The organism is Psychrobacter sp. SWN149 (assembly GCF_015864565.1).
Classification (GTDB): Bacteria; Pseudomonadota; Gammaproteobacteria; order Pseudomonadales; family Moraxellaceae; genus Psychrobacter.
In genome coordinates this window covers 125,765-152,658 of record NZ_JADYWX010000003.1, presented here as the reverse complement: position 1 = coordinate 152,658, position 26,894 = coordinate 125,765, and the positions used below count along the sequence as shown (strand labels likewise).

The 26,894-nt window shown below is 45.4% G+C and carries 23 protein-coding genes; 9 read left to right on the top strand and 14 right to left on the bottom strand.

What is annotated here, in order from left to right; all coding sequences use genetic code 11:
• Window positions 1–89: 89 nt before the first annotated feature.
• The 4 genes from hutI to hutU form a co-directional block, all read right to left on the bottom strand.
• A complete protein-coding gene (gene hutI / locus I6E86_RS06130; protein WP_413786991.1) occupies window positions 90–1,379 on the bottom strand; it encodes an imidazolonepropionase in 1,290 nt (429 codons plus the stop codon).
• A gap of 110 nt (window positions 1,380–1,489) precedes the next feature.
• Entirely contained in the window at window positions 1,490–2,548 is a 1,059-nt protein-coding gene (hutG, locus tag I6E86_RS06125) for a formimidoylglutamase (protein WP_197176158.1), read from the bottom strand.
• A 23-nt stretch (window positions 2,549–2,571) separates the two neighbouring features.
• Window positions 2,572–4,134: a histidine ammonia-lyase gene (gene hutH, locus I6E86_RS06120; protein ID WP_197176157.1), complete on the bottom strand. Its 1,563-nt coding sequence runs from the start codon at window positions 4,132–4,134 to the stop codon at window positions 2,572–2,574.
• A 63-nt stretch (window positions 4,135–4,197) separates the two neighbouring features.
• Window positions 4,198–5,907 carry a urocanate hydratase gene (gene hutU / locus I6E86_RS06115; protein ID WP_197176156.1) on the bottom strand — a complete coding sequence of 570 codons (1,710 nt, stop codon included), beginning with the start codon at window positions 5,905–5,907 and terminating at the stop codon, window positions 4,198–4,200.
• A 341-nt stretch (window positions 5,908–6,248) separates the two neighbouring features.
• Between hutU and I6E86_RS06110 the strand changes: the two genes are divergently transcribed.
• The 4 genes from I6E86_RS06110 (at window position 6,249) to I6E86_RS06095 (ending at window position 9,828) form a co-directional block, all read left to right on the top strand.
• Window positions 6,249–6,998 (top strand): UTRA domain-containing protein, encoded by a 750-nt coding sequence (locus I6E86_RS06110; RefSeq protein WP_197176155.1) that lies wholly within the window; start codon window positions 6,249–6,251, stop codon window positions 6,996–6,998.
• A 434-nt stretch (window positions 6,999–7,432) separates the two neighbouring features.
• Window positions 7,433–8,269 (top strand): amino acid ABC transporter substrate-binding protein, encoded by an 837-nt coding sequence (locus I6E86_RS06105; protein WP_197176154.1) that lies wholly within the window; start codon window positions 7,433–7,435, stop codon window positions 8,267–8,269.
• Window positions 8,270–8,322: 53 nt separating this feature from the next.
• Window positions 8,323–9,006 carry an amino acid ABC transporter permease gene (locus I6E86_RS06100; RefSeq protein WP_197176596.1) on the top strand — a complete coding sequence of 228 codons (684 nt, stop codon included), beginning with the start codon at window positions 8,323–8,325 and terminating at the stop codon, window positions 9,004–9,006.
• Window positions 9,007–9,081: 75 nt separating this feature from the next.
• Window positions 9,082–9,828 (top strand): amino acid ABC transporter ATP-binding protein, encoded by a 747-nt coding sequence (locus I6E86_RS06095; protein WP_197176153.1) that lies wholly within the window; start codon window positions 9,082–9,084, stop codon window positions 9,826–9,828.
• Window positions 9,829–9,984: 156 nt separating this feature from the next.
• On the opposite strand, the gene I6E86_RS06090 is transcribed toward I6E86_RS06095, so the two are convergent.
• The 5 genes from I6E86_RS06090 to I6E86_RS06070 form a co-directional block, all read right to left on the bottom strand.
• Entirely contained in the window at window positions 9,985–10,932 is a 948-nt protein-coding gene (locus tag I6E86_RS06090) for a DMT family transporter (RefSeq protein WP_197176152.1), read from the bottom strand.
• Window positions 10,933–11,217: 285 nt separating this feature from the next.
• Window positions 11,218–11,961, bottom strand: a complete 744-nt coding sequence (locus tag I6E86_RS06085) for a lysozyme inhibitor LprI family protein (protein WP_197176151.1) — start codon at window positions 11,959–11,961, stop codon at window positions 11,218–11,220.
• A gap of 18 nt (window positions 11,962–11,979) precedes the next feature.
• Window positions 11,980–12,627: an anthranilate synthase component II gene (locus I6E86_RS06080; RefSeq protein ID WP_197176149.1), complete on the bottom strand. Its 648-nt coding sequence runs from the start codon at window positions 12,625–12,627 to the stop codon at window positions 11,980–11,982.
• A gap of 72 nt (window positions 12,628–12,699) precedes the next feature.
• The gene (locus I6E86_RS06075; RefSeq protein ID WP_197176148.1) at window positions 12,700–14,118 is read right to left on the bottom strand and encodes an anthranilate synthase component I family protein; all 1,419 of its coding nucleotides are present in this window, start codon (window positions 14,116–14,118) and stop codon (window positions 12,700–12,702) included.
• A gap of 67 nt (window positions 14,119–14,185) precedes the next feature.
• Window positions 14,186–14,461 carry a Trp family transcriptional regulator gene (locus I6E86_RS06070; RefSeq protein WP_197176146.1) on the bottom strand — a complete coding sequence of 92 codons (276 nt, stop codon included), beginning with the start codon at window positions 14,459–14,461 and terminating at the stop codon, window positions 14,186–14,188.
• 470 nt (window positions 14,462–14,931) lie between these two features.
• On the opposite strand from I6E86_RS06070, the gene I6E86_RS06065 reads away from it, so the two are divergent.
• Window positions 14,932–17,007, top strand: coding sequence for a TonB-dependent receptor domain-containing protein (locus I6E86_RS06065; protein WP_197176145.1), 2,076 nt, complete (start codon window positions 14,932–14,934; stop codon window positions 17,005–17,007).
• A 163-nt stretch (window positions 17,008–17,170) separates the two neighbouring features.
• A complete protein-coding gene (locus I6E86_RS06060; RefSeq protein ID WP_197176144.1) occupies window positions 17,171–18,502 on the top strand; it encodes a PepSY-associated TM helix domain-containing protein in 1,332 nt (443 codons plus the stop codon).
• A gap of 534 nt (window positions 18,503–19,036) precedes the next feature.
• On the opposite strand, the gene I6E86_RS06055 is transcribed toward I6E86_RS06060, so the two are convergent.
• The 4 genes from I6E86_RS06055 to I6E86_RS06040 form a co-directional block, all read right to left on the bottom strand.
• Window positions 19,037–19,807, bottom strand: coding sequence for an ABC transporter ATP-binding protein (locus I6E86_RS06055; protein ID WP_197176143.1), 771 nt, complete (start codon window positions 19,805–19,807; stop codon window positions 19,037–19,039).
• A gap of 96 nt (window positions 19,808–19,903) precedes the next feature.
• Window positions 19,904–20,989, bottom strand: a complete 1,086-nt coding sequence (locus I6E86_RS06050; RefSeq protein WP_197176141.1) for an iron chelate uptake ABC transporter family permease subunit — start codon at window positions 20,987–20,989, stop codon at window positions 19,904–19,906.
• Between the two features lie 96 nt (window positions 20,990–21,085).
• Window positions 21,086–22,141 (bottom strand): ABC transporter permease, encoded by a 1,056-nt coding sequence (locus tag I6E86_RS06045; RefSeq protein WP_265090674.1) that lies wholly within the window; start codon window positions 22,139–22,141, stop codon window positions 21,086–21,088.
• Between the two features lie 81 nt (window positions 22,142–22,222).
• Window positions 22,223–23,278 (bottom strand): siderophore ABC transporter substrate-binding protein, encoded by a 1,056-nt coding sequence (locus I6E86_RS06040; RefSeq protein ID WP_197176140.1) that lies wholly within the window; start codon window positions 23,276–23,278, stop codon window positions 22,223–22,225.
• Window positions 23,279–23,717: 439 nt separating this feature from the next.
• Between I6E86_RS06040 and I6E86_RS06035 the strand changes: the two genes are divergently transcribed.
• The 3 genes from I6E86_RS06035 (at window position 23,718) to I6E86_RS06025 (ending at window position 26,032) form a co-directional block, all read left to right on the top strand.
• Entirely contained in the window at window positions 23,718–24,701 is a 984-nt protein-coding gene (locus I6E86_RS06035) for an energy transducer TonB (RefSeq protein WP_197176139.1), read from the top strand.
• Between the two features lie 108 nt (window positions 24,702–24,809).
• A complete protein-coding gene (locus tag I6E86_RS06030; RefSeq protein ID WP_197176138.1) occupies window positions 24,810–25,499 on the top strand; it encodes a MotA/TolQ/ExbB proton channel family protein in 690 nt (229 codons plus the stop codon).
• Between the two features lie 131 nt (window positions 25,500–25,630).
• Window positions 25,631–26,032 carry an ExbD/TolR family protein gene (locus tag I6E86_RS06025; RefSeq protein ID WP_197176137.1) on the top strand — a complete coding sequence of 134 codons (402 nt, stop codon included), beginning with the start codon at window positions 25,631–25,633 and terminating at the stop codon, window positions 26,030–26,032.
• A 187-nt stretch (window positions 26,033–26,219) separates the two neighbouring features.
• On the opposite strand, the gene I6E86_RS06020 is transcribed toward I6E86_RS06025, so the two are convergent.
• The gene (locus tag I6E86_RS06020; protein WP_227680560.1) at window positions 26,220–26,753 is read right to left on the bottom strand and encodes a DUF2799 domain-containing protein; all 534 of its coding nucleotides are present in this window, start codon (window positions 26,751–26,753) and stop codon (window positions 26,220–26,222) included.
• Window positions 26,754–26,894: the final 141 nt, after the last annotated feature.

Here is a 26,894-nt window from a genome sequence, read left to right as displayed (position 1 = left end):
TAAATGGACTGTACGAGACGGCTGACATATTTTGCTTCATCACACACTAAATGATAGAGGCTTTTTGAGTGTGAATAAATAAAGAATCACTATGTCGTTTCACGCCATTGTCCTTGAACCATAATGCCTTGGATAGGGTTTAGCCCCATCTGATAAGCCAAATCCGCAGGACGGGTGATATCCCATAGCGCTAAATCAGCATCAAAGCCCACTTCTACTTTTCCTTTATTAGGTAATCCTAAAGCTTGTGCTGCATAGAGGGTCGCGCCTGCCAGTACTTCTTCTGGGGTCAGGTAAAACAACGTACAGCCCATGTTCATCGTTAACAAAAGCGACGTTAACGGTGAGGTGCCAGGATTACAGTCGGTTGAAATAGCCATAGGGACGTGATGTTTGCGCAGTGCATCAATCGGTGGCAGCTTAGTGTCACGTAGCGTATAAAAAGCCCCTGGCAATATCACGGCAACGGTATTGCTAGCCGCCATTTTTTTGATGTCTGCTTCTGACAAGTGCTCTAGATGGTCGCTCGATAGCCCTTTATATTCAGCAACTAAAGCACTACCACCTATATCAGATAATTGCTCAGAGTGCAGTTTGACTGGTAGATCTAATGAGCGAGCCACTTCAAACACTCGTCTAATTTGCTCAGTACTAAAAGCGATATTTTCGCAAAAGCCATCTACTGCATCAACTAAGCCTTCTGAATGCAGAATTGGCAGCCACTCGCAAACTTGCTCAATATAGTCGTCCGCATGGTCCTGCATGTGAGACTTGTATTCAGGGGGTAAGGCGTGCGCCGCGAGGTAGGTGGTACTTACATGGATTCCGTGCTTTTCACCAAGCTGGCGGGCGACGGTAAGCATTTTGCGTTCAGTGTCTAAATCCAAGCCATAGCCAGACTTGATTTCGATACTGGTGACACCTTCTTTCATAAGTGCGATTAAGCGTTTTTCACTTTGTGTAAATAGCGATTCAATACTGGCGGCACGGGTAGCACTGACCGTCGCGACAATACCGCCGCCTTGTGCAGCAATCTCTTGATAACTAACGCCTTGCAATCGCGCTTCGAACTCATTGCTGCGGTTGCCGCCATAGACAATGTGCGTATGACAATCGATAAGCCCTGGGGTTATCCATTTACCATCTACATCTGTGATTTGGCTAGCTTGATATTTAGGCAGATGAGCAGTGATTTGATCCTGTGTACCAACCCAAGCGACTTTGCCACTTTTAATACCGATAGCCGCGTTTAGTAGTTGTCCGTATGGGATGCTATCAGCGTGTTCATTTCCATCATCACTTGTCTCAATATCAAATCCGTATTGCGCTGAAAAAGTGGCGATATTGGCGTTAGTAATGATGTGGTCAAATGATGTCATAGTAGATTCGTCGAGCGTCTGTTCTGTAGGGTTTTTCAATACGGAGTTCTTTGATTCATTCATAATATGCTCCTGATTATTGTGAAGTCGGTGATCTTTGTTGGTAAGAACTAGGCGACAAGTAAATGCTGCTCTACAATAGTGGCTAGTAGTCTAGCAGCGACTTTGCAGCTACGACTGTCAATATCAAAAGTAGGACTGATCTCAGCAATATCTGCCATTTTTACTTTGCCTGATGCCATGATGGTTTTGACCATACGCTCAACGAAACCCAGTTCAATGCCGAAGGCAGCAGGTGCGCTCACTCCTGGAACGACACTAGATGGCAAGCAGTCCATATCGATGGTTAAATACACGATATCGACTTGATCTACAAAGATTTTGACCCGCTTAGCAAGTGTGTCCCAAGGCTGATAATGGCAGTCTTCATCACTAATAACCTGTACGCCCAATTGCTCAGCGCGATCAAAGAGCGCCGCCGTATTAGAGAATCGACTGACGCCGATACAGCAATAATGAAAGGGTTGATTGTGTGAATCAAGGTGCTCGGCAATTTGGCGAAAAGGTGTACCAGAGGTTGCTACATTAGACTGACGAATATCAAGATGAGCATCAAAATTAATAATCCCGATAGTAGGCGCTGTGTTTGTGCTGATAGTTGCTTCGCTTGTATTCTCTAATGCCTGCCATAATCCTAAAAAGCTACCATAAGCAATGGCATGACCACCGCCAAGCCCGATGGGTAATCCACCTTGCTTGACGATAGCGCTCACTTCATCAGCATATTTAATCTGAGCTTGCTCAAGAGTGCTCTCGGCAAAGCCATCATTATCATCACAATGAATGTCACCAGCATCACCCAATAAGGTTGATAATTGACCATCAAAACGTTGTTGCAATTCAGCGATGACTGGCAGCGTACCAAATGCTCGACGAATCAATGGCGGGGCGGCTCTAGCACCCACGCGGCCCTGATTGCGTCTAACACCTTGATCACAGGCAAAGCCAACTAGCCCAATATATTGATTCTCGTAAGGCTGAGCAAGCTGATACCAATAGCGGGCACGCGCAGTCTCAAAAGGCTCAGCACGGCCTGTCCACTGGGTCATATCAGCAGGTGTATGGCTAATGTGAGTGGTAGTCGTTGCTGTTGTTCTCGCTATTGTCATCGCTGCTCTCCGCACATTAATATTTATTTAGACTCGTACCAATCGCTGCGTAGTGACTGCCAATGTTCAGCAAGCGTACCGTCTAATACCAACTGCTTAGCTGCTTCAATATCAGGGGCGAGGTAGCGATCTTTGTCATAGAAAGTCACTTGCTCACGTAGTTTTTTATGTGCCACAGTCAACGGCTCTGACGTATCTAGTCCACGATGGAAGTCGACACCTTGACCAGCAGCCAATAGCTCAATACCTATGATAGTCGCAGTGTTTTGCGCCATCTCATATAGGCGGCGTGCGCAATAGGTAGCCATTGAGACATGATCTTCTTGGTTGGCAGAAGTTGGAATACTATCGACGCTACCAGGATGGGCGATAGATTTGTTTTCTGACGCCAGTGCTGCGGCGGTCACATGAGCAATCATAAAGCCTGAGTTTACCCCAGCATTATCAACTAAGAATGGCGGTAGACCACCTGATAGCGTCGCATCGATTAGCAAAGCGACACGGCGCTCAGACATAGAGCCAATCTCGGCGATTGCCAAGGCTAAAATATCAGCGGCAAAAGCAACTGGCTCAGCATGGAAGTTGCCACCTGATATGGCGACAGGGCCATCCTCGTTATTAAAAATAAGTGGGTTGTCGGTCACCGCATTGGATTCGATTAATAAGGTTTTGCCTGCTTGGTTGATGATATCAAGACAGGCACCCATGACCTGTGGCTGGCAGCGTAAGCAGTAAGGATCTTGAACTCTGTCATCTTGCTCACCGTCATGTGAGGCACGAATGGCACTGCCTTTGATTAATTGACGGTGTGCTTTGGCAATTTCAATCTGGCCGTGATGACCACGCACTTCGTGAATACGCGCATCAAATGGTGAGTCTGATCCTTTGGCAGCATCAATCGACATCGAGCCGACAATGGTCGCAGTCTCAAGTAAATCACGCGCTAAGAAATAACCACGTAATGCCAATGCAGTTGATACTTGCGTACCGTTGATAAGCGCAAGGCCTTCTTTGGCTGCAAGAGTAATTGGTTCAAGTCCATGCTGGGCTAGCGCATCAGCGGCAAGGACTTTTTTGCCATCGACATAGACGTGACCTTCGCCCATCATGGCTAGTGTCATATGTGATAAAGGGGCTAAGTCACCAGAGGCACCAACAGAGCCTTTGGCCGGAATGTTTGGCGTGATTTGATTATTGATTAAGGCAAGTAAGCTGTCTACTACTTCGCGGCGTACGCCAGAGACACCTTGTGCTAGGCTGGCCACTTTCATGACCATAATCAGTCGTACCACGCCAGCAGGAAGTGCGTCACCAGTGCCTACTGAGTGAGAAACGATCAAGTTGTGCTGAAGTAGCTCAAGTTGGTCGTCACTGATACGCGTCTTTGCCAATAGGCCAAAACCAGTATTGATGCCATAAGCGCTTTTATCTCGTGCAATGATGGTTCGTACATCTTCGTGCGAGGCATCTATCGCCTCATAAGCACTCTCAGGTAGTGTCAATATGACAGGTTGCTCATAGATATCACGTAGCATTTTAAAGCTAAGTTGGCGAGGATGTAGGGTTAGTTGTTTGATGTCGTTCATAGGGGTCATCCTAGTTGCATAGTTATCTGGCTATTTATTTTTATAAAGTAAAATGATTTCGAATTATTTAACCATCGGCAGATTCAGACCATAATCTTTCGCTGTTTTAATCGCCAGCTCATAACCTGCATCAGCATGACGCATAACGCCTGAGCCGCAGTCATTGACCAGTACTCGCGATAAGCGTTTGGCAGCCGCATCGGTACCATCTGCGACGATGACCATGCCTGAATGCTGCGAGTAACCCATGCCAACGCCGCCGCCATGATGAAGTGATACCCAAGTCGCACCGCCCGCCACGTTGAGCATACCGTTCAATAGTGCCCAATCAGATACCGCGTCTGAACCATCTTTCATGCTCTCTGTTTCGCGGTTTGGACTGGCGACAGAACCCGTGTCTAAGTGGTCACGACCAATGACGATTGGGCCTTTTAGCTCGCCGTTTTTGACCATTTCATTAAATGCCAAACCTGCTTTATCACGCTCACCAAGACCTAGCCAGCAGATACGAGCAGGCAAGCCTTGGAACTGAATACGCTCTTTTGCCATATCTAACCAGCGATGGATGTGGGTGTTTTCTGGGAACAGCTCTTTGATTTTTTGATCGGTTTTGTAGATATCTTCTGGATCGCCTGATAGTGCTACCCAGCGGAAAGGGCCTTTACCTTGGCAAAATAGCGGACGAATATACGCAGGGACAAAACCTGGGAAATTAAAGGCATCTTTGACCCCTTCATCAAAAGCGACCTGACGGATATTGTTGCCATAATCGGTCGTTGGAATATCCATCTCTTGTAGATCTAGCATCGCCTGTACGTGTACGGAGCAAGATTTAGCGGCTGCTTTGGTCAATGCTGCATGTTGCTCTGAATCTTCTTGGGCAGCTTTCCATTCTTCTACGGTCCAGCCACTTGGCAGATAGCCATTAATCAAATCATGCGCCGAGGTTTGATCGGTGACTAAGTCAGGCTTCATGCCACCAGCATTAGCACGCTTGACCATCTCAGGTAGGATATCTGCGGCATTGCCAAGTAGGGCGATAGAGACCGCTTCGCCCGCATCGGTATGTTGTTTGATTAGCTCATAAGCATGGTCGAGATCATCTGCTTGCTTGTCGACATAACCCGTGCGCAAACGGAAGTCGATACTAGACTGCTGACACTCGATGTTTAATGAAGTTGCACCTGCAAAAGTTGCGGCTAGTGGCTGTGCGCCGCCCATACCACCAAGACCAGCGGTCAAAATCCAACGACCTGCCCAGCTGCCATCATAATGCTGACGACCTGCTTCGACGAAAGTTTCATACGTACCTTGGACGATGCCTTGAGTACCGATATAGATCCAACTGCCAGCAGTCATTTGACCGTACATCATTAGATCTTTACGATCCAGCTCGTTGAAGTGCTCCCACGTTGCCCAGCGTGGCACAAGGTTTGAGTTGGCAATCAAAACGCGCGGGGCATTTTCATGTGTCTGAAACACGCCCACAGGTTTGCCAGATTGCACGAGCAACGTCTCATCGTCTTCTAACTCTTTTAGCGATTCTAGGATTTGATCATAGCTTTCCCAGTTGCGTGCTGCGCGTCCAATACCACCGTACACGACTAGGCTTTTTGGGTTTTCCGCGACATCTGGGTGCAAGTTGTTTTGCAGCATGCGATAAGGGGCTTCGGTCAGCCAGCTTTTGCAATGTAGCCTAGAACCAGTAGGTGCAGCGATATTACGGCTTTCGTCACGGCGGCTAGGTTTGTTGCTATTGATATCAGTAGTCATGGTCAAATCCTTGTGAAATATTTTGAGGCGATTGGGCAATTAAAATAAGTGGTTTACGTTCAGTTTAAGCGTTCACCTAGCTGCTTGCTAAATGTGCTGAATTATTAATACTGTCGTAAAGTTGTATATACAAATTATCAAAGATACTTTTTTCATGCAAGGTTTTTTTTCATGAGCTGATCATTTTTATTATTAACTCAGCCGATTTAGATAGCATCGAGTGAGTTGAAAAACGCCTTAGTCAATACTGAACGCTCAGACATTTTGACTAAGGCTTGTATGATGGTCTCGTGATATTATGTGGTCATTCTTATTAGTAAAAATGATGGTTAAAGACGGATATGACAAAGACGATTCCGGCGTATCAACGCATAAAAAACGCCATACTAGACAATATTCATTCTGGTAAATGGCAAGCGGGTAACGCGATTTCGACAGAGATGGCATTGGCTGAAGAATTTGGCGTGTCACGAATGACGGTCAATCGCGCGCTAAAAGAGCTGAGCGAGGAGCGGGTATTAGAGCGTCGGCAGGGGTCAGGCACATTTGTGGCGCAGCAGCAGTTCAATCATACCTTTGTTGAGGTGCGCAACATCGCTGAGGATTTAAAGTCTGCCAATCGTGATTATGAGGCACAAGTCGTGAGTAAGCGTGCTATTACGGCTGATATGCTCGATGATGAATTGCGTCGTAAGTTTGGCATTGATGAAGGGTCTGCACCTATACTCGCTCATGCAAACGATAGTGATACAGCTGTCCTATATGAAGTAAAAATTATTCACTTTGCCGATGGTCAGCCAATACAGTTTGAAGAACGTTGGGTCGATGCCAAAAAAGTGCCGAAGTTTATCGATCAGGATTTTAGTGTAGTCAATACCAGTGATTATCTCATTGCCAAAAGCCCGCTCGAGCGTGGTAGCTATACTATTCGAGCCTTGGCAGCCCCTGATGAGATTGCTAGATTTTTGCAAATTGCGCCGCAGTCACCAACGCTCGTACTGCGTCGACAGACCTACTCAGCCGGTCAGGTCGTTACCTTCGTAAAAATGTGGCATGCGGGTGATCGTTATCAGTTCTCAGGTGAGTTGTAGCAGATATAGTCAAGCCTATATAAATCCGCTACATCGTCATCCTCGCTAAGCATACTAATGTATAACTTGCACTCAGTTTCCTTGTATCGAAATTATATTGAACTGACTATACCTTACGTATGCTCACTGATTGTGTACGTTTTTTCTGTCTAAAGTGAGATATTATATCCATAAGCTGCTATCTAATGGACAGCAATTGTCATTGACTGAATGCGCTATAATAATTGAACAATCGTTAAAAATTAAAATATAATATAGAAACAGTATTGAAAAATAGCTCAAATAGCCTCAAATCGGGCAACCAAAGCCGAACATCGCAGGGCAGTTATTAACTACTGCCTTCACATGTCGGCTTTTCCCTATTTATTGGCATTATACGTTTTATTAGTATTCATCATTTTCACTCTATTCATTTACTCTTATAAGGACGTCTTATGAAACGTCGTACGCTTTTAGCCCTTGCCGCTAGCACTATGTTTCTTGCCGCTTGTGGCCAATCTACTACCAATGAAGCCGATACTGGTGCGACTGACAGCGCTGCCACAGGCGGTTCTGATTTGCTACAACGTATCAATAATGGCGGTACTATCAACGTCGGTACAGAGGGTACTTATCCTCCGTTCACGTATCATGATGAGAGTGGCAAGCTGACAGGTTACGATGTCGAAGTCACGCGTGCAGTGGCGGATAAGTTAGGCGTAGACGTTGAGTTCAAAGAAACCCAGTGGGATGCGATGCTGGCAGGTTTGGATTCAAAACGCTTTGATATGGTGGCCAACCAAGTTAGCTTGACCACGCCTGAGCGTCAAGCGAAATACGACAAAGCCACGGCTTATAGCTGGTCAGGTGCAGTGGCGTTGGCATCAACTGATGACAATCGTTATAGCTCTTGGGATAACTTAAAAGGTCTACGTACCGCACAATCACTCAGCAGTAACTATGGTGAGTTGGCAGAGCGTTATGGCGCAGAAATCGTCCCTGTTGATGGTATGGCACAAGCGATTCAGCTAGTGAAGCAAGACCGTGCTGACTTTACAATGAACGATAATCTGGCGGTACTTGATTACCTTAAGAAGTTCCCAGATTCTGATCTTGAGATCAAACTGACAGCCCCTGCGAGTGAACAAACTGGTTCAGGTCTAGTGCTCATCAAAGGTGATGACGCTGTGTTGGCAAAACTGAATGAAGCGATGGCGGCATTGGCTGCTGACGGCACACTCACCAAGCTTAGCGAAGAGTTCTTTGGTGCTGATATAAGTCAGCAAAAATAATGTTAGCCTCTATAACCTCAATGCTGGCTGAATTATTGGCAATACTGCCATTTATGAGTCCTGATCGGGCGCAGATCGTCATCTCGTCGTTTTGGCCAATGCTCAAAGGCGGTATCTATTATTCGATACCGCTGGCACTGATCTCGTTTGTGATTGGTATGGCCATTGCGTTAGCGGTAGCATTGATTCGTATCATTCCGCGTGCCAGTTGGTACCATGAGGTCATTTATAGATTAGCCCGTGTCTATGTCTCTGCGATTCGCGGTACACCGATGCTGGTGCAGTTGTTTATTATCTTCTATGGTCTGCCAAGTGTTGGGCTCAAGCTTGATCCCTTTCCCTCAGCGATTATTGCATTTTCACTGAACATCGGTGCGTATGCATCGGAGACGGTGCGTGCCTCGATTTTATCGATTCCAAAAGGGCAGTGGGAAGCAGGCTCAACGGTTGGCTTGACGTATCTACAGACTTTTCGTCATGTGATTTTGCCGCAGGCGCTTAGAGTGTCGGTGCCGCCGTTGTCTAATACCTTTATCAGTCTGGTAAAAGATACCTCACTGGCGTCACTGGTACTCGTCACTGAGCTATTTAAACAAGCACAGATCATCACGGCTCGTAACTATGAATTTATGCTGGTATATACTGAAGCCGCGATTATCTATTGGGGTATCTGTCTGTTCTTGACCTTTATCCAAGGCAAGCTTGAAACTAGGCTTGATCGTTATGTGGCAAAATAGACCGTTGCTATTGGCACAACAGGCATCAGCACAACTAAGACTAGAAATACAGAGACCAGCACAACAGGAATTTTTATGATCAGAGTCACTAATATTCATAAAGCTTTTGGTGGCAACCAAGTGCTCAAAGGCATCGACTTGACCATTAATAAAGGCAAAGTGGTGGTAATATTAGGGCCTTCAGGATCTGGTAAAACCACGTTTTTGCGTTGTCTTAATGCGCTAGAGATTCCTGATCAAGGTGTGATTGCTTTTGATGATGACAGCTTGAGCGTCGACTTTGCGACCAAGCCCAATAAAAAAACGTTATTGGCCTTACAGCGTAAATCAGGCATGGTATTTCAGTCTTATAATTTGTTTCCGCACAAGACGGCTATCGAAAATCTAATGCTTGGACCGACAGTGGTACAAGGTCAAACCAAAGCGCAAGCCCGTGAACAGGCTTTAGTTTTACTAGAGAAAGTGGGTTTGTCAGATAAAGCGGATCTCTATCCGTTTCAGCTATCTGGTGGTCAGCAGCAGCGTATCGGTATTGCCCGTGCGCTTGCTATCGAGCCGTCGCTGTTACTATTTGATGAGCCAACCTCTGCGCTTGATCCAGAGCTGGTGCAAGACGTATTGGAAACCATGAAGCAGTTGGCATCTGAAGGCTGGACCATGGTCGTTGTGACGCACGAAATTAATTTTGCTCGTGATGTCGCAGACCATGTCGTCTTAATCGAAGATGGTCATGTGGTCGAAGAAGGCAGCGCTAAGCAGATGTTTGAGCTATCAACGCATCCACGTACGCAGGCATTTTTACAGCGTATCGAGAAGCAATAAAGCTGAGAGATGTGCTTCTATTGTAAATTGAAGGTCTGAGCCATATAAAGCCCTAAGCAATACATAGCTCTGAGTGTTAAAAAGCCCCAATCATGTTGTCATGGTTGGGGCTTTTTTTATAAAAATATCAAGAGTTTTATCCATTACAACAGAGTTTTATATCTTTTGCCGTTTTTTTCGCCAGCGTGGTACGCGAGTCGCAGTACCGTTTAACATGGCATTAAATAAAGCAGCCAATAGAATAAGTACTACGCCCACATACTGAATCAATGACAGGGATTGATGTAGCAATATGGTCGCAAGGGCAATGGCTGTCAAGGGCTCAAAAATCGTAAATACGGAGGCGCGAGAGGCAGGCAGCTTTTCTAATGCTTTCATATATAGCGCAAATGGTACGACGGTTCCTAGCAATGACAGCCCTAATACATAGCCCCAAGTCATTAGCGGTAGGGTTAGCAGTTTTTCATATGTATGATAAGTCTCAGGTAAGAGTAGCAGAACACCTGCACTGATGATAATAGAGGTAAAAAACACCAAAGGAGCAGGGTGAGCATCGTGCATCGCACGTTTGCCTAACACGCCATACAATGAGTAGCACATTCCCGCTAATAGCCCTAATAGAATGCCCCAGTTGACTTGAGCCTGCTCACCTAACATCGTCAATCCAACGCCAAACACCGCCATTAGTGCCAGTAGGGCTGATTGACGAGTAATAGATTCATTGAGCAAGAGTGCCGAAAATAATAAGCTAAATACTGGCGCAGTATAGAGCAGAGCGACAGCGGGGCCTGCACCCACGTAAGCCACCGCAAAAAAATAGCATAACGACATACCAAGCACACCTACCAAAGACTGGAATGCCAGTCCAAGCCATTGCTTGGGTCGCAATTTAACAAGATGTGGCCATAGTTTTGGGAGCATGGCTAGAATAATAAAAGCAGCCGTGACGATCCGTAATATGGTCACTTGCCAGCCGCTAAAGCCGATTTGATTGAGATAGGTAGAAAATATACCCAACGTGCCCCAGCAGATAGCTGCCGTAATGATTTGAATGATGCCTATCCATGACTTTGGTGATGGCACTGCGGTATCCATGTTCGCCATATCGTTTTCTTATTATTATCTGAATGATACAATCTTTTGCAAGATTACCCGTGGTTCAAACGCGCTAAGCAATACTGAACAAACAAAAGACAGCCTTATTATAGGCTGTCTTTTGTTTGTTATTTGAGTCTATCATGAAAATATGACTGAGTCGCTTAAAAATGCTCAGTCGTGTTGAAAATAGGCGATAGGATATGTTGAAAGTATGCGATAGGCAAGACTGATATAGGCTTTAGCAGAATAACGCATCTAGATCGTAAAGTTTAAAAAAGTCTAGGACACGGCCTAATCAATCCACAAAAACCATGCTTGCTCTCGGGTATCGTTTTGCTGGATAAAGCACACTTTTTCAGCTTGGGTTCTGGGCTGATGTGAGACATCTGCGCCGCAGTCTCTTGAGCGCTGCTTTATCCACGCTTGCTGCTCTAGCTTTAAGTCGTCTGCCATCTGTTTACCATAGAGGCGTCTGACTTCCTGCCGTGTATTATTGTAGCCACTATTTAACGTTTGGTCGGAGGTTTTATACATCGTATCAATCAGTTTGGCTTGCGAGGCCAATGGCAAATACGTGCTGTTTTCTGTGTAGAGAAAAGTATCGCTATCGGTTGTCCAGTTACTGGTTATGTATAGCTCATTATTTAAGGCATCTATAAATCCATTGAAGTCTTTACCCTTGAACGTATAGCCCTGAAACCCACAAGGGGTCACGCCATCGTTACACACACTGTGCTTGGTTTCGGCAGGATAAAGCTTGACGGGATAAGGCGTGTTACCGAGTCTTTTGCCCGCCAGCTTTGTTTGAAGTAATAGCCCTACGTCGGGTGCGACCAGTAGCATATTGTCACAAGTCACGCTGCCTTCTGCACAGTCTTCATAGAGATTCAGGCGCTGACCTTGAACGTCCATCCCCAATATAAAATTTGCCTCGATAGGTGCCACTGCTGAGCTCATAACAGCTACTAGCATCAGGCTAGCAAACACCGTCATACGTGTGACTGAGCGCTTTATATCTGGGAGTGTGATAAACATGATGGGCTTATACCTGTTTTATACCTGCAACAAGAAGTTAGTGAGCAAACGCTTGGCGCCTTCGGTAGCAAATGACTCTGGATGAAACTGTACGCCTTGAATCGGGTAGTCCTTATGCTGTAGTCCCATGATTTCATCGCCTGCTAGCGCTGATTCCGTTAGGCTATGCTCACTATGTTGCTCGTTATCCACGACGGCAGTGACAGCCAAGCAATCAGGTAGTGTATCGGCTTTCACCATTAATGAATGATAGCGCATGATTTCAATGGCTTGTGGCAATCCTTGATAGACACCCGCACCATCGTGACGAATCGCTGAGACTTTGCCATGCATTGGAACATTGGCACGTATCACATCACCACCAAATACATGAGCAATGCCTTGCATACCTAGGCAAACACCCAATAGCGGCGTCGTCTTGCCCATTACTTCGATGACCTCTGCACAAATACCGAAGTAGGCAGGATCATCAGGTGCACCAGGGCCTGGTGATATAATGATTCGGTCAAGATTCATCGCTTGCACGTCAGCCAGCGTAATTTCATTGTTACGCTTAACGATGACGTTTGCTTCTTCATCACCGTCCATGGTTTGCAAAATCTCACCAATATATTGGTAGAGATTAAAGGTAAACGAGTCGTAGTTATCGATAATTAAAACATTCATGGGTCATAAACTCTTTTGTAAAATATGGTCAATGTACGAGTTACGGTTAGTACAAATTACGTCTGGTACAAATTAGGACTGCATAAAGCTGCCTAACACGACTTTCATCGCAGACAGTTTGCGCTGAATTTCTAAGTATTCATCTGCTGGATTGGAGTCATATACGTTGCCACCACAGGTTTGCGAATAGGCTGCCTCGCCATTCATAAACAAGCTGCGAATAGGAATGGCAAAGATACAGTCACCATTGAAATTAAACGATCCTAGCGCGCCGCCATAAGCGCCGCGCCCATCAGGCTCTAGCTCATTGATGACTTTGATGGCTTCGACTTTTGGTGCGCCTGACAGTGTGCCAGCGGGGAAGTTGCTGGCAAGGGCACTAAACATATCTTCATTGGGATGTAAGATACCGACGATTTCAGAGGATATGTGTTGTACGTGTGAGAAGCGTTTGATGTCCATTAGGCTACGTACTTTTACGGTACCAAACCGTGCGACGCGGCCAATATCGTTACGATGCAAGTCGACCAACATGTTATGTTCGGCAATCTCTTTATGGTCATTGAGCAGTGCGCGGGCCAGCTTACGATCCTCTATCACGTCAGCGCCGCGTTTGGCTGTGCCTGCAAGTGGATAGGTTTCCATCTCACCCTGACGCAAGCGAAACAGCAGCTCAGGTGAGGCACCGATAATGCACTGCTGAGCAAATTTCATAAAGTACATATGCGGTGAAGGATTGACGCTACGTAGCTTTTCATAAATGGGCATCTTGTCACCAGCGATACGATACTTAGATTTAAACCCTACCTCACACTGAAAGATACGCCCAGAGATGATGTCTTCTTTGACTTGCATAACTGTCTTAGCATGTTCCTCTTGGCTCATGCCATCACCCAAAAACTCAACCGTCGGTGCCTTATAGGTCGGAGTCGGTGTGTCAAGTAAGGCTTTGATTTGCTCGATACGGTTTTCTTGCTGATCGGTTGGATAATAAAAATAGAAAATCTCACCCGTCATTTTATCAAGTGTTAACCCATCTAAATACACGCCAAATTTAAACGGTTCAAAATCGTCGCTAGATTTGGCATTTAGACTTGGCTCAAAGAAATTCACACTGTCATAGCCCAAATAGCCGACCAGACCACCACTTTGATCGCGAGCGATGACATGCTGCGGTGTAATCTCACGTAATAACTGATAGGGGTTTTCAGTTTGATATTGCTGAGTTTTAGCCGTTTTATTATCAGTGATGGCAAGGGTAGTGCGGTCGATGGCAGTGATGGTCATGGTTGGGTCAAACCCAATGGCATGATGGCGTGAGATATGGCTGTCTTCACCCAAAGATTCGAGTAAGTAGCACGTATCGAACGCATTTTCGATACGCTTAAATAACGCAAAAAAATCAATATCCTGCGTAAGTTTGATACGTTTTGGTTTACTGGGAATATCAATAGGCGTAGGTAAGTTAGGCTGTAGCGTAAGAGATGTCATAACGAGGTCCGAAATAGTTCAAATAGGTATTTTTTAAAAATAAAAGTTGATAGTGTTGTTTAATCAATTAATCATCTTGTCTAAGTGTCGCTAGCAGCGCACTGACATCATGACTTTGTATGGCTTTAGCACCGCGAGAGACAGTTGCGATACCAACACCTAGCTTCTCAGATATTTCACGTTGGGTGATACCACGATCTAAAGCGTCAAAGATACGAATACGATTGGCGATGTCGTGCTGCTCTTTATCGGTCAGCAGGGCACTGAGTAGCTTTTCGATATCTGCGCCATTAGTACAGTTCGTCAAATGTTTCACTAAGCTCTGATAAGGATCGGTAGTCATAATAGGTAATCTTAGCCAAAGAAAGTAGATAAGTCGCTCATCGAGCAATTTTTCGCTGAGAATTATCTTGTTTCAGTATTCTAGTACAGTAGTACAAGAAAAACAAGTACCAGACGTCATCACTATTATTTATCAAAATATTTTCTATTTTCTTTCTTTAATCAAATCTAAGCTGGTCGTCGTTTTAACGGTCAAGAACCCCGTATTGACAGTCACCAAGATGCTTCATTTTATATTGACGGTTAGCCTGCAGCACTCGTGCAATTTTTTTATATTAATTATTGCCAAATTGTTAATACTTCGTTATGATGCCTCACTAATTAAATGCTAATCATTATCATTAACATTAATAATGTTATTCGCGTAGCGGGCTTGGACATATCAAAACCAAGTCGCTTAAAGGGTAGTGTTATAAGAGACCGTTTATCGACGGCTTTAAAAATTCTAATAGTAAATAAAGTGAGTGTGTTATGCGCGAAGTAAAGTTATCTAGTCAGTTGACCGTATTGTCTCTAGGGGTAGCCGCCGTATTGTGGACGCAGGCTGCCAGTGCTGCGACGGCAGCAGATATGCCAAATGCAACGTTGCAGACCATTACTGTGACTGCTAATAGCTCTGTACGTAATAATGTACAAGAAGATTCTGTCTATATAGATGACTATACGCCAGCGGCTCAAGCGAGCCATTTGAGTGACTTTTTAAACGTGGTACCAGGCGTAGGTGTGGGCGGTACGTCATCGGTCAATCAACGCATCCGTGTGCGTGGACTTGATGATACCAACCTAAAAGTAACGATTGATGGTGCCCGTCAAGAAGGCGCGTTGTTCTACCATATGGGTGATGTCACTATTGATCCCGACCTGCTAAAACAAGCTGAAGTATCAGTGGGTAATAATTCAGTGACGCTAGGCAACGATGCCATCGGCGGCGCGGTTGCTTTTGAAACGGTCGATGCAGCTGATTTACTCAAGCCGGGTCAAAAAGTAGGTGCCAAGCTGCATACAGGTTATGCTAGCAACAATGATGAACTGCTAACCTCAGCCACTGTCTATGGCGCACCGGCAGAAAATGTGGATCTATTGGCTTATTATAGCAAGCGTGATGCCAATGCTGGCGAAGATGGCAAAGGCCGTGATATTCAAACACAAGATAGTGAAGGCGAAAACTTCCTATTGAAAGCGGGCGCTTATATAGCTGATGACCATCATGTAGGCGCAAGCTTTAGCCGTACTGAAAACAAAGGGTTATTCCCACTACGTCCAGATTTCCCAGCAGATGCTGGCTGGAACCCAATCATTCCGCAGGAAGTTAAACGCGATACTTACGCGCTTGACTATAGTTACAAACCTACCAACCAGTTGGTCAATGTAGATGCCAATGTCTATCAGACAAGCACGCAGATTTTGCGTAACTCTGATGGTGTACCTGGGTTTGAGTTTGATGCAGAAGTCAAAACCACAGGCGGTAAAGTACAAAACACCAGTGTTATCGATAGCAGCATCATTAATGGCGTATCAGGCAGCCATAAGCTAATCGCTGGCGTTGAGCATTACAAAAAAGAATCTGAGATGACGCGTGACTTTGGTGCGACCAGTACCGATGAGGCAACCAATACCTCAGTCTATCTAGAAGACCAATGGCAAATGGGCAAGCTTAGCTTAACGCCGGGCGTTCGTTATGACCGCTACGAGTCTCCTGAGTATGTGTCAGCGGGCAAAACGTATGACAATGTCGTTGGCGCACTAGCGGCCAGCTATGAGATTGCACCGCGCACCCAATTATTTGCAAGCTATACGCAACTGTTTAATGGTCCAGATCTTAGCCAAACTATCTTTAATACCGATGGCGCTGGTACGTATGTCAATGACGACCTAAAAGCAGAAGAAGGTGACAACGCTGAAGTGGGTATTGCCACAACGCTGCGCGGTCTGACCATGGCAGACGACTCTCTTAAGTTAAGCGGTAAGTACTTTGAAACCAATATCGAAAACTACATTGAGTTTGTCCGTGCCGGTAGTGGCCGAGTCGGTTTGGATTGTGCAACAGGAGAGCTCAATGGCAGCTGTCAGGGTGTCATTAATAATGACGAAGATTTCAAGATTAAAGGTATAGAGCTGTCAGCTGATTATCGAGCAGATAAGTTTAACATGGGTCTAAGCTATGCTCGTGCACGTAGCAAAGGCGAAGACACGGGCTATAACATATCTTCAGTTAGTGGTAGTAGCTCTGAGTCTGGTGACAAGTATATGGTCAACCTTGGCTATGCGCCAACTGAAACCACGGAACTTGGCTGGCGCAGTACTTATGTGGCCGCTGTGACACCGAATACCGCTAGTGATGACAACGAAAAACCAAGTTATGATGTGCATGATGTCTTTATGACCTACACGCCAACGCAAGTTGAAGGTATAAAAGCCACGCTAGGTGTATACAATATCTTTGATGAGACGTATGCGAGCCATGCGTCACGCAACTCTATTGATGATGCCTATACTGATTTTGAAATGGGACGTAATATCAAAACGTCTTTAACTTATCAGTTCTAATTTAGCTTATCTAGTTTAAGTCTAATCGTATTTATAAAGTCAGCTGTCTTTACATGAGAGCTGGCTTTTTATTGCCTATTAGCTTTTAAAGTGGCTATAACAACGATGAAATGCCAACGTATAAGCACCTACTAAAACAACATATGACAAAGAACCAAGACTAATGATTTCATTCAATCCTCGTCAAACCTGCCTATGGATTCACCGTTATACAGGGCTTGCTATGGCAGCCTTTTTAATCATTGCCAGTATTACAGGTACTTTACTGGCTTTTCATGATGAACTCGATGATATGTTCAATCATAAGCTGGCCCATATAGAATCACAAAACACGCCGGTACTCTCCATCGCTGAGCTTCATGACAAGGTGATGACGACCTATCCAGAGCACAAGTTCTCAAGTATGCCAACGTCGATCGTAGCGGATAAATCCGTTGTGTTTTCGGTTGACCGAAGTCGAGGCGATGATAAGAATACCGCCAAACCATCCTTTCAAGAGGTGTATGTCAATCCCCATACCAGTGCCATCATCGGTACTCGTGATAAGGAAGCGTGGGCATGGCACAACACGATGTGGAAAGTATTTTGGTTACATCGTGAGTTATTGCTCGGGGATATTGGTAAATGGATATTGGGCATTGTTTCAGTGGTCTGGACGATCAATTGTTTCATTGGCTTTTATCTAACCTTCCCGCGAGCAGTCAAACTAAATAAAACCAAGATAGCCTCTGGTAAAAAGCGCGCCTCGTTTTTGAAGCGTTGGCAGCCTGCATGGAAAATCCGCCGCACAACCAATCTCTTTAAGCTCAACTATGATCTGCATCATGCCTTTGGGCTATGGTTATGGCTCATACTGTTTGTCATTGCGTGGTCGAGTGTCGGGTTTAACTTGCAAGCGGTCTATCAGCCAGTGATGCAAGCGGTGGTCGGACTGACACCAAGAGAGGGAAAACCTGCCAAACCTGAGTCAGATAACGCTTCAAAACGAGAAGGTCGAGCAGATAGGACGGCCCATTCAAATGTGCCCGCTAATGACCGCTCAAATGATGCAGATGTAAGTACTCAAGTAGTCAATAAAACCAATAGCATTGCCTATCTAAGCGCGCAAGCCGATAATGCTGCACAGCAGAATGGCGTGTCGGTGCAGCAGCTATTGGGTATCCGCTGGGTCGAAGAAGACAAGCAATGGCAGATGCGTTTCAAAACAAACAGAGATATTGGCAAAAAAGGCGGTGCTTCTTCTATCACTGTTGATGCGGCAACAGGCACTGTCGAGCGGGTTAATTTTGGTCATCAAGCTGGCTTTGGTAATAAAGCAGACCAATGGCTCTCCACCTTGCATATGGGGCATATCAGCCAAGGGTTGGGGCATCGTTTGTATCAAATATTTTTAGCAATGATTGGACTGGCGGTGGCGGTACTATCAGGGACGGGCGTCTATCTATGGTGGAAAGGTCGACAGCAGCGTTTAAAGGCGTTGCAAAAGGGCAGGTGATATAGCCGTATTCTTAGGGTGTGTTTTCATTTAAATATAGTCATTCCACTATAACAGTATTACTGCGTTAACCTTGCTTGAAGTATTTGATATACATCTACACTCGGTTGCCTTGTACTACTTTTAAGTTGAATCGACTATGGCTATCTACTGAATTAAAAGCATGCCCTAGCTATAAATTTAATTGCAAAAATAGGCTGTAGGCTATACCAACGGTAAGGAGCAAGGAGGCAAATAGCTCACCTAGCATGACATTTCTATGCCAGCTATTATTTTCGTCATAGTTTTTTGTATAATCTACTGAAGCAATATCTTGAGTAAAATCCATAGGAATAACGACTAATCTTAGAGCATACAAATTGAAACCTAACCAAGTTAGGGTATTTGCTATGTCTTTATCTACAGCAGAAGACAGGCACAGACAAAAGCTCACGATTAAAAACAATATCGATAGATTTTTGTAGTTTATCCATCGATGATTCAATAGAATTTTATGCATCAAAAATTCCTTTTTTCGTTTGCGAAATTCTGTACTTAAACCGCATCAACAATCACAGGGCGGCCTTGATGACTTAGGACAGTGACATCGACGTTGTACAGATCTTTCATTGTCTCTTTAGTGATGACATCAGCAGGACGACCTACAGCGGTCACTTCTCCTGCTTTCATCGTGACCACTGTATCCGCAAACTGTGCCGCTTGGTTGATATCATGCAGGACTATCACCACGGTTTTTTGCTGACTATGGCTGAGCTCTCGTAGCTCACGCATCAGTCGACCAGCATGATACATATCTAGATTGTTCAGTGGTTCATCGAGCAATAGATAGGGCGTATCTTGGCAGACAATCATAGCGATCAGCACGCGTTGACGCTGTCCACCTGATAGCGTTGATAAGAAACGCTCAGCAAGTGGTTCAAGCTCAAAGCGTTCGAGGATTTCTTGTACTTTTTGCTGATCGTCTGCCGTTGGTTGCCCTTGATGATAAGGATAACGCCCAAACATCAGCAGCTCATGTACGCGCAGTCGCCCTTGTACTTGGTTGTCTTGTCCGAGCATAGCGACCGTCTTGGCGAGCGTGCGCGCTTGACAGCTGACAATATCACGCTCCTCATTATCTACAGCGAAGCTCACTTGCCCAGATTGTAGCGGCTGCAGGCGAGCCATGACTGAAAACAACGTGGATTTGCCCGCACCATTAGGCCCAATCAACGCAATCACTTGGGCAGGTGGCAGAGACAATGTGATGTCATGCAAGATTTTTTGTTTACCAATATGATGCGAGATGTTGTTCAATGTAATCATAGGGAGTCTTATCTCAAAAGTCTGATCTTAAAAATCTTATAAATGACGCAAAGCAGCTTTCATCTAAGCGATAGTTTTTTTAGCAGTGACACTCAGTTATAAAGAGCGACGTTGAGACATAAAAATCAATACCAAGAACATCAATCCGCCTGCTAACTCTATCACCACGGACAGTACACCTGCCATGTCGAGCACTTGCTCAAAGATCGTCTGACCGAGCACTAAGCAGATCATAGCGACCAAGCTGACCAATATCAGTCGTTCACTATGATACATATGGCGAGCCATACGATTGGTCAAGGCGCAGACCAATAGACCAAAGAAGGTTACTGGCCCAACCAATGCAGTGGCCGTAGCGACCAACACCGCAATAACGGTCAATAAGCCAAATGCCAGTCGCTGATAGTTAATGCCAAGGTTGATCGCTTGCGCTTGACCGAGCATCAATACATCGCACTGGTAACGCCAGCGCCACACAAATATCGCAGTGATAGCACAGATAAATAAGCTGATGCCTAGCAGCTGCGGGTTGACTGTGTTGAACTGTGCGTAGCTGGCAGATTGCACCACCACAAAATCATCAGGATTAATCAGCCGTGCAATGAGTGCGGATAAACTGCGAAACAGCACGCCAAAGATCACACCTACCAGTATCAAGCGCGTCAAATCCTGACTGCTTTTAGAAAATAGTAGCTTAAACAATAATAGAGATGCCCCAAACATTAAGGCAATCTCTAGCGTGAATTTGGCAATAGGATCGAGACTGGTAAAGCTAATCGCACCCAAGAAGAAAACCAGTAAGCTCTGCAACAGAACATAGAGCGAATCAAACCCAAGTAAGGAGGGGGTGAGAATCGGGTTGTGAGTCAACGTCTGAAACAGTAAGGTCGATACACCAATTGCATAGCCAACCACCATCAGTGCCAGCAGTTTTTTGCCGCGCAGTGGCAGCGCAAAGTCCCAATAACCATTGACGTTGAGTGTCAAAAACAAGGTCATCGAGATAAGTAGAATGATGGCTGCGATAGATTTTGGATGATTAGCGATGAATGACCACAGTTTTGCTAGGCGACTCTGAGCAGCGGTTGAATATTGGCTATCTGGCGAAGATGAGTTACCTATCGCTGTGCTGGTTTTGGGAGCACCAGATTTTGTGGCAATAAGCTTAGTTGATGAGAACATACAAAAATCCTATGGTGCCAAGCTTATCTAATAAGGCAAAAAATGAACGACGGTACATGAGTACCAAAAGTGATCACATAGTTGGTGAACATAGTGCTACTGCTCAGAGGGCGCTCGCAATAACAGCCATAAAAACAGCACCGTACCGACCACGCCAAAGACCGTGGCGACAGGCACTTCAAAGGGGTAGCGAATCGAGCGACCAATGATATCGCAGAGTAGGACGGCCGATGCGCCCAGTAGTGCGACTGCAGGCAAGCTACGGCGTAACTTATCCCCCATCAGTCGGCTCACGATATTGGGCACGACCAAACCGATAAAAGGAATCATGCCAACAGTCACAACCACGACCGCACTCATCATAGCGACCATTCCTACGCCAATCCAAGTGACCTGACGCTTACTGATACCTAGGTTCAATGCGATATTGTCACCTAATCCGACGATGGTCAGCTTGTCGGCAATGATATAGGCCAATACGCACAGCGCGCCCGTCAGCCATAACAGCTCATAGCGCCCTGCCAATACGCCCGAAAAATCCCCAAACTGCCAAACACTCAGCATCTGCAGTGATTCAGTTTGATAGGCGATAAAGGTAGTGACTGCTTCGATAATGCCGCCAAAAACAATGCCAATCAGTGGAATCATCAAAAAATCAGTAGGCGGTATGCGGTGAATCAGTAGCATAAATAGCATCATACCGAACACGGCAGCGATGGTTGCCACGCCCATTTTAACAATGAGCGCACTGGCAGGAAACAGCAGACTGACCACCAGCAAACCAAGTGCAGCGCTTTGAGTCGCACCAACCATGGATGGCTCTACAAAGCGGTTTTTGAGTACCACCTGAATAATCATCCCAGCTACTGCCATCGCAATGCCAGTTAGGATAATAGCGATGGTGCGCGGTATGCGGCTAACCAATAGCAATGAGCTATCGGAATTGGCACTCTGAGTCAGAAGGCTCTGCAGGATACCTGACCATGAAAAGTCAGCCACACCAATAGATAAACTCAATAACACCAAAAGCCCCATAAGAATGAGGCTTGCTGTATTAATGAACCACGGTGGTATGACAGTACATCGATATTTATGGTCTAGAGACTTGCTGGGGTTGATCCCAGCATGAGCACGGTGTGAAAATAACGACATAATCTCTACTGGCTTAAAAATGAGCAGTGTTAAAGGTAGTAATATTTACTAGTGTAACAATCGACTGTATAGCAAACGACATTATTTAGCGTTAGTAAATGCGCCCTTAATCGTTGTCAAATCCTGCATCCATTGATAGTAGCCGCCAAATGCTAAGTAAGAGTCTGGGCTAAGATAAACCACTTGCTGCTTGCTCCATGCATTGGTCTGAGCAACCAATGGATTGTCTAATACTGCTTTGGCACCGATACCGTCTTCACCAATCGCGGCACTGCGGTCAATGACAAATAACCAATCCGGATTTGCTTTTTGGATGTACTCAAAAGAGATCGGCTGACCATGAGGCGCATCGGCAATTTTGTCATCTGCCATTGGTACGCCCAGCACAGTATGGATAAAGCCATAGCGAGACTTGTCACCATAGGCTGACATTTTATTGCCATTGACCATGACGACTAGGCCAGTACCTTTATTGTCTTTCGTCAGACTTTTGGTTTCAGTGATGAGTCCATCAATATTCTGTTGTAGCTTAGCTGCTTGATCGCTTTTACCGAACAGCGCACCTAGGTCATGCAAACGCTGTTTACTTGACTCATAGATGTTTGCCGTATCAATGCTCATGTCTAATGTCGGGGCGATACTTGATAGCTCATTGTATTTTTCTGCCATACGCGAACCGACCAAGATAGCTTGTGGCTGCATGGCATTCAACGCTTCAAGATCTGGCTCAAACACAGTACCTACTTCTTTCGGATCAGGCTGTGTTTCTGAGTGTAGATTCTTTAGTAGTAGGCCACCAGGCATGCCATCGACCGCCACATCAAGCGCTGCCAAATCTTGCATCAAGCTCATATCATAAACCACGAGTGGCGATGGATTGATTGCGAGATCGACATCTCCTTTTACTGTATCAATCGTGATTTTTTCAGCAGAGACGGCATCGTTATTAGCCACGTTCACGGACTCATTAGCCGTTGGATTTTCGGTTTTGGCGTCTGCTGGCTCAGAGTCATTAGAAGCAGGAGCGCTACAGCCTGCCAAGCCGGCAGTTGCTATCATCGCTGTCATAACAACAGTCAATAATGGGCGTTTGAAAAAAGGCGTAGTAGGTTGGCTAGATGATAGGGTAGTAGGCATAGTAAACTCGGTGTATCGAAAAATGTGTGAGCAATATTTTATGGCGTGTCTTCAATTTGAAAATAGTCATAAAAATGGCAATTAACTTTGGATTTTTTATGCTGCGTATTTTTAGCAGAACCGCATGAGCAGATCAGACAGCCGTCATGATAAAGTAGTTGAGACTCATTATCAATATAAATGATAATGGTTTTTATTAACAGTACTTGTTATATTGAGCACAACGTATCATTTGATGAAAAAATAAGGTTTATAGTAGTGAAATATAAAAGTAGGTAACGTCCATAGAAATGAGCGTTGCGATAGACAAAACTACTAAGCAATATCACTTGTCAGAGGTGTATTAAGTAGAGAAATATTATAAATTATTATTGATAATAATTATCGTTTGCATTATTATCTACGCCATTCTACTCTGAGTAATAAACATTAGGCTGTTATGAGTTCAACGGATTTAGACGCGCCACCACTTAGCTCAATACTGCTCGCTGTGATAGTCGTCATAGGACTACATGTGCTTACAGCGGTTGCCTTGGTGGCGATCAAAACACCTAAGCCAATACCTGAACCCCCAAAAAATACGCCACCTGTTGAGATACAGTTTGTGACGCTACCTGCTAAGACTGAGTCGCCTAAAGCCCAAGTACAGGTAGAAAAACTACCAGCACCTGCCAAAAAAGAAGCACCACCACCGGTAAAGTCTCAACCAAAACAGCCACAAAAAACAGAGCCCGAACCTAAAAAACCTACTAAGACGCCCAAGACACTAGAAAAACCGGCAGAGTCTGTCGTAAAAAAACCAAAACCTAAAACGCTGCCTGTAATAGCCAAAGAACAGACACCGTCTGAAACCAAGCAAAAACCAATATTGCCCAAACCAGAGGCCGATACGTCAGCCGCTGATGAGCAGCGCAGACTCACTGAGGCACAAGCCAGAAAATCAGAACTAGAAGCGCATGCGAAAGCCGCTCAAGAAGCGAAAAGAGTGGCGGATGCCAAAGCAGAAGCAGAAGCAGAAGCCCAAGCTAAAGCTGCTAGAGAAGCAGCGGCATCCAAGGCGAAAAAAGAAGCTGCGGTAGCCGCACAGGCTAAAGCCGCCGCTGAGGCAGCAGCGCAAAGTGACGAGCCAGTAAGTTTCACTGCCACTTCGGCCAACTGGGCCTCTGCGCCAAACCTTAGCTTCCCTGATCGTGCTGCCCGTCGTGCACGCTCAGGTGATACGCTCAACGTGGTATTGGTATTACGAGTCAACAAGCAAGGCGGTATCGATAGTGTGCGAATGGCCACCTCTTCGGGTAATCCATTACTAGATAAAGAAGCCCAGCGTCAAGTGCGGTCAGGCAAGTTCAAACCTTTTACTAATAAGAATGGTGCACCTGTGGTAGGCAACGTGACCCTGCCTATCAGCTATACCGTTCCTTAAGTAGTTATATTTTATAACAACGTATGTACCAATAATCTTTCATAATCAGTCTAGACATGATGCTCGCTACGGTAGCATTTGATTGTACAAAACATTAAGGAGTCTGAAATGGACTTTATGCAATACTGGCAGATCAGCGACATGGTGACAAAAACGTTGTTCTTTTTGTTGCTTGCGTTATCTATTCTATCTTGGGTGACAGGTATCGTCCGCGTATTGCAAAGCCGTAAACTGGCGGCTAACGTGGCAGATGATTTAAGACATCAGCTGCAGGCTAGACAGCAGGATTTGATAGGTTCTGATGCGGCCACTCGTCGTTTGGTGACTGAGCAGACTTTACTCAAGCACATCGGTCGCTATCGTTTTGCTAGTGAGCGCGGTCTGCCAATTCTTGGTACGACGGCCGCGATTGCACCGTTCATCGGCTTGTTTGGTACGGTATGGGGTATTTTCCATGCCTTGCACAACATCGGTATGAGTGGTCAGGCAGGTTTGGGGCAGGTTGCAGGGCCAGTCGGTGAAGCATTGATTATGACCGGACTCGGTATTGCTGTTGCCATTCCAGCCGTGGTTTTTTATAACCTCGCTGTACGTATCAACCGCCGCATCATGTATCAAGCCAATGACAGAGCGCACGATTTGCTCGCTCAATCGACTGGCCTAGCGGGCACAGCACCATCTGCGGTCAATAATTCTGCTAACGCTGCACCAGTATCTGCTGCAAAATCTATGAGCTCATCGGCGACAGATACTCAAAACACGAGCCATTATAGTAACGCCGTATCAAAGCAGCTGTAACAAGCACTGATAAGTATAGCTACACGCGCTAAAGTAGTGAATCGATAGATAAGCCAATGTATCAGTCAGCGTATGAGTATAACTGAGCTATTTTGGCTATATAAAAAGAACCAACAGCATTGAGAGTAATTATGGCATTTCAACTGGGCGATGATGATGTACGCAGCATGGATGAGATGAATCTCATTCCGCTGATCGATATCATGTTGGTATTGATGATTATCTTTTTATTGACAGCAACCGTGCTGAATCCAACAGTACCTTTAGATCTGCCAGAGACCAGTGCGTCGGTGAACGAGACACCGCCAGAAGCCATTCAGATCAGTATTGATAAAGATGCAGGGATATTTTGGGACAGTGATCCCATCAGTATGGAGGAGCTTGAGACGCGCTTGCAACAGCAAGGGGCTGCTGGCAAAGACCCTTCTGTACAACTGCGTGCGGATAAAGAAGGTAAGTACGACACGGTGGCTCAAGTGTTGGCAGCAGCCAGTCAAGCGGGACTGAGCAAGATAGCCTTTGTCAATGAGTAGCCTTTGTCAATGAGTAATACGGCTCTATAAAAGGTATGGTTTTTGACATGATTGCCATCAGGCAGTTGCTAGATAGCCAACCACCGAGATGGTAGCTAATATAACGATAAAATAAAAACAATAAAATATTTTTATAGCCTCACTGAGTACTTAAACCTCAAATTAAGTACTCAGTGGGGTTTTCTTTTTACCAGCCATATCGATATGGACGATAGCCCAAACCTAGGTGCCCGTAGCCAAAGGGGTAAGGCGAGCGCAAGTAATCGAGATCGCGCTGACGGATATAATAGTAGCGTCCTTGAGAGTACGCTTCTTCTAATCTCTCGATACCTTCTAGTGGGCAAACAGGCTGCCATTCATATCCTTCACGGCCTATTTTATAGGCATTGAGCTCGGTGCAGTAGTTTTTGAGCCCTAGCTGACGACCTTGTTCCCACTGGATGCGATTGGGTGTTGCACCGCCTATACTAGCGCAGCTGTTGGCATAGTGACCAAAATACGCGCCTGAGCGACCGATACTACCATCTGCATGACCGACTTCTTGCCAGTTACTACTTTGACACTGCTGCGGAGTGAGGCTTTGAGTAGTAGCACAGCCCGAGATTGCCAGCACGATTAAGCCCATTAATGACAGACTTAAGCTGGATTTACTCATGAGCTTGCTTGTTAGCTTGCGAGCGTTATGATTGCTCGATGAGTTTGGCTTGGTAAGATAATTCATAATAAACCTGCGCGCGTTTAAAATTATGGTTTATCATAGCATTTTTTTGAGTAGACAAGTTTTTGTCAGCTTTTATCACAGGGTTGCTTATATGCGTTAACTATATGATTTAACAGTATAACGAATGAGTTTATAGTGAGT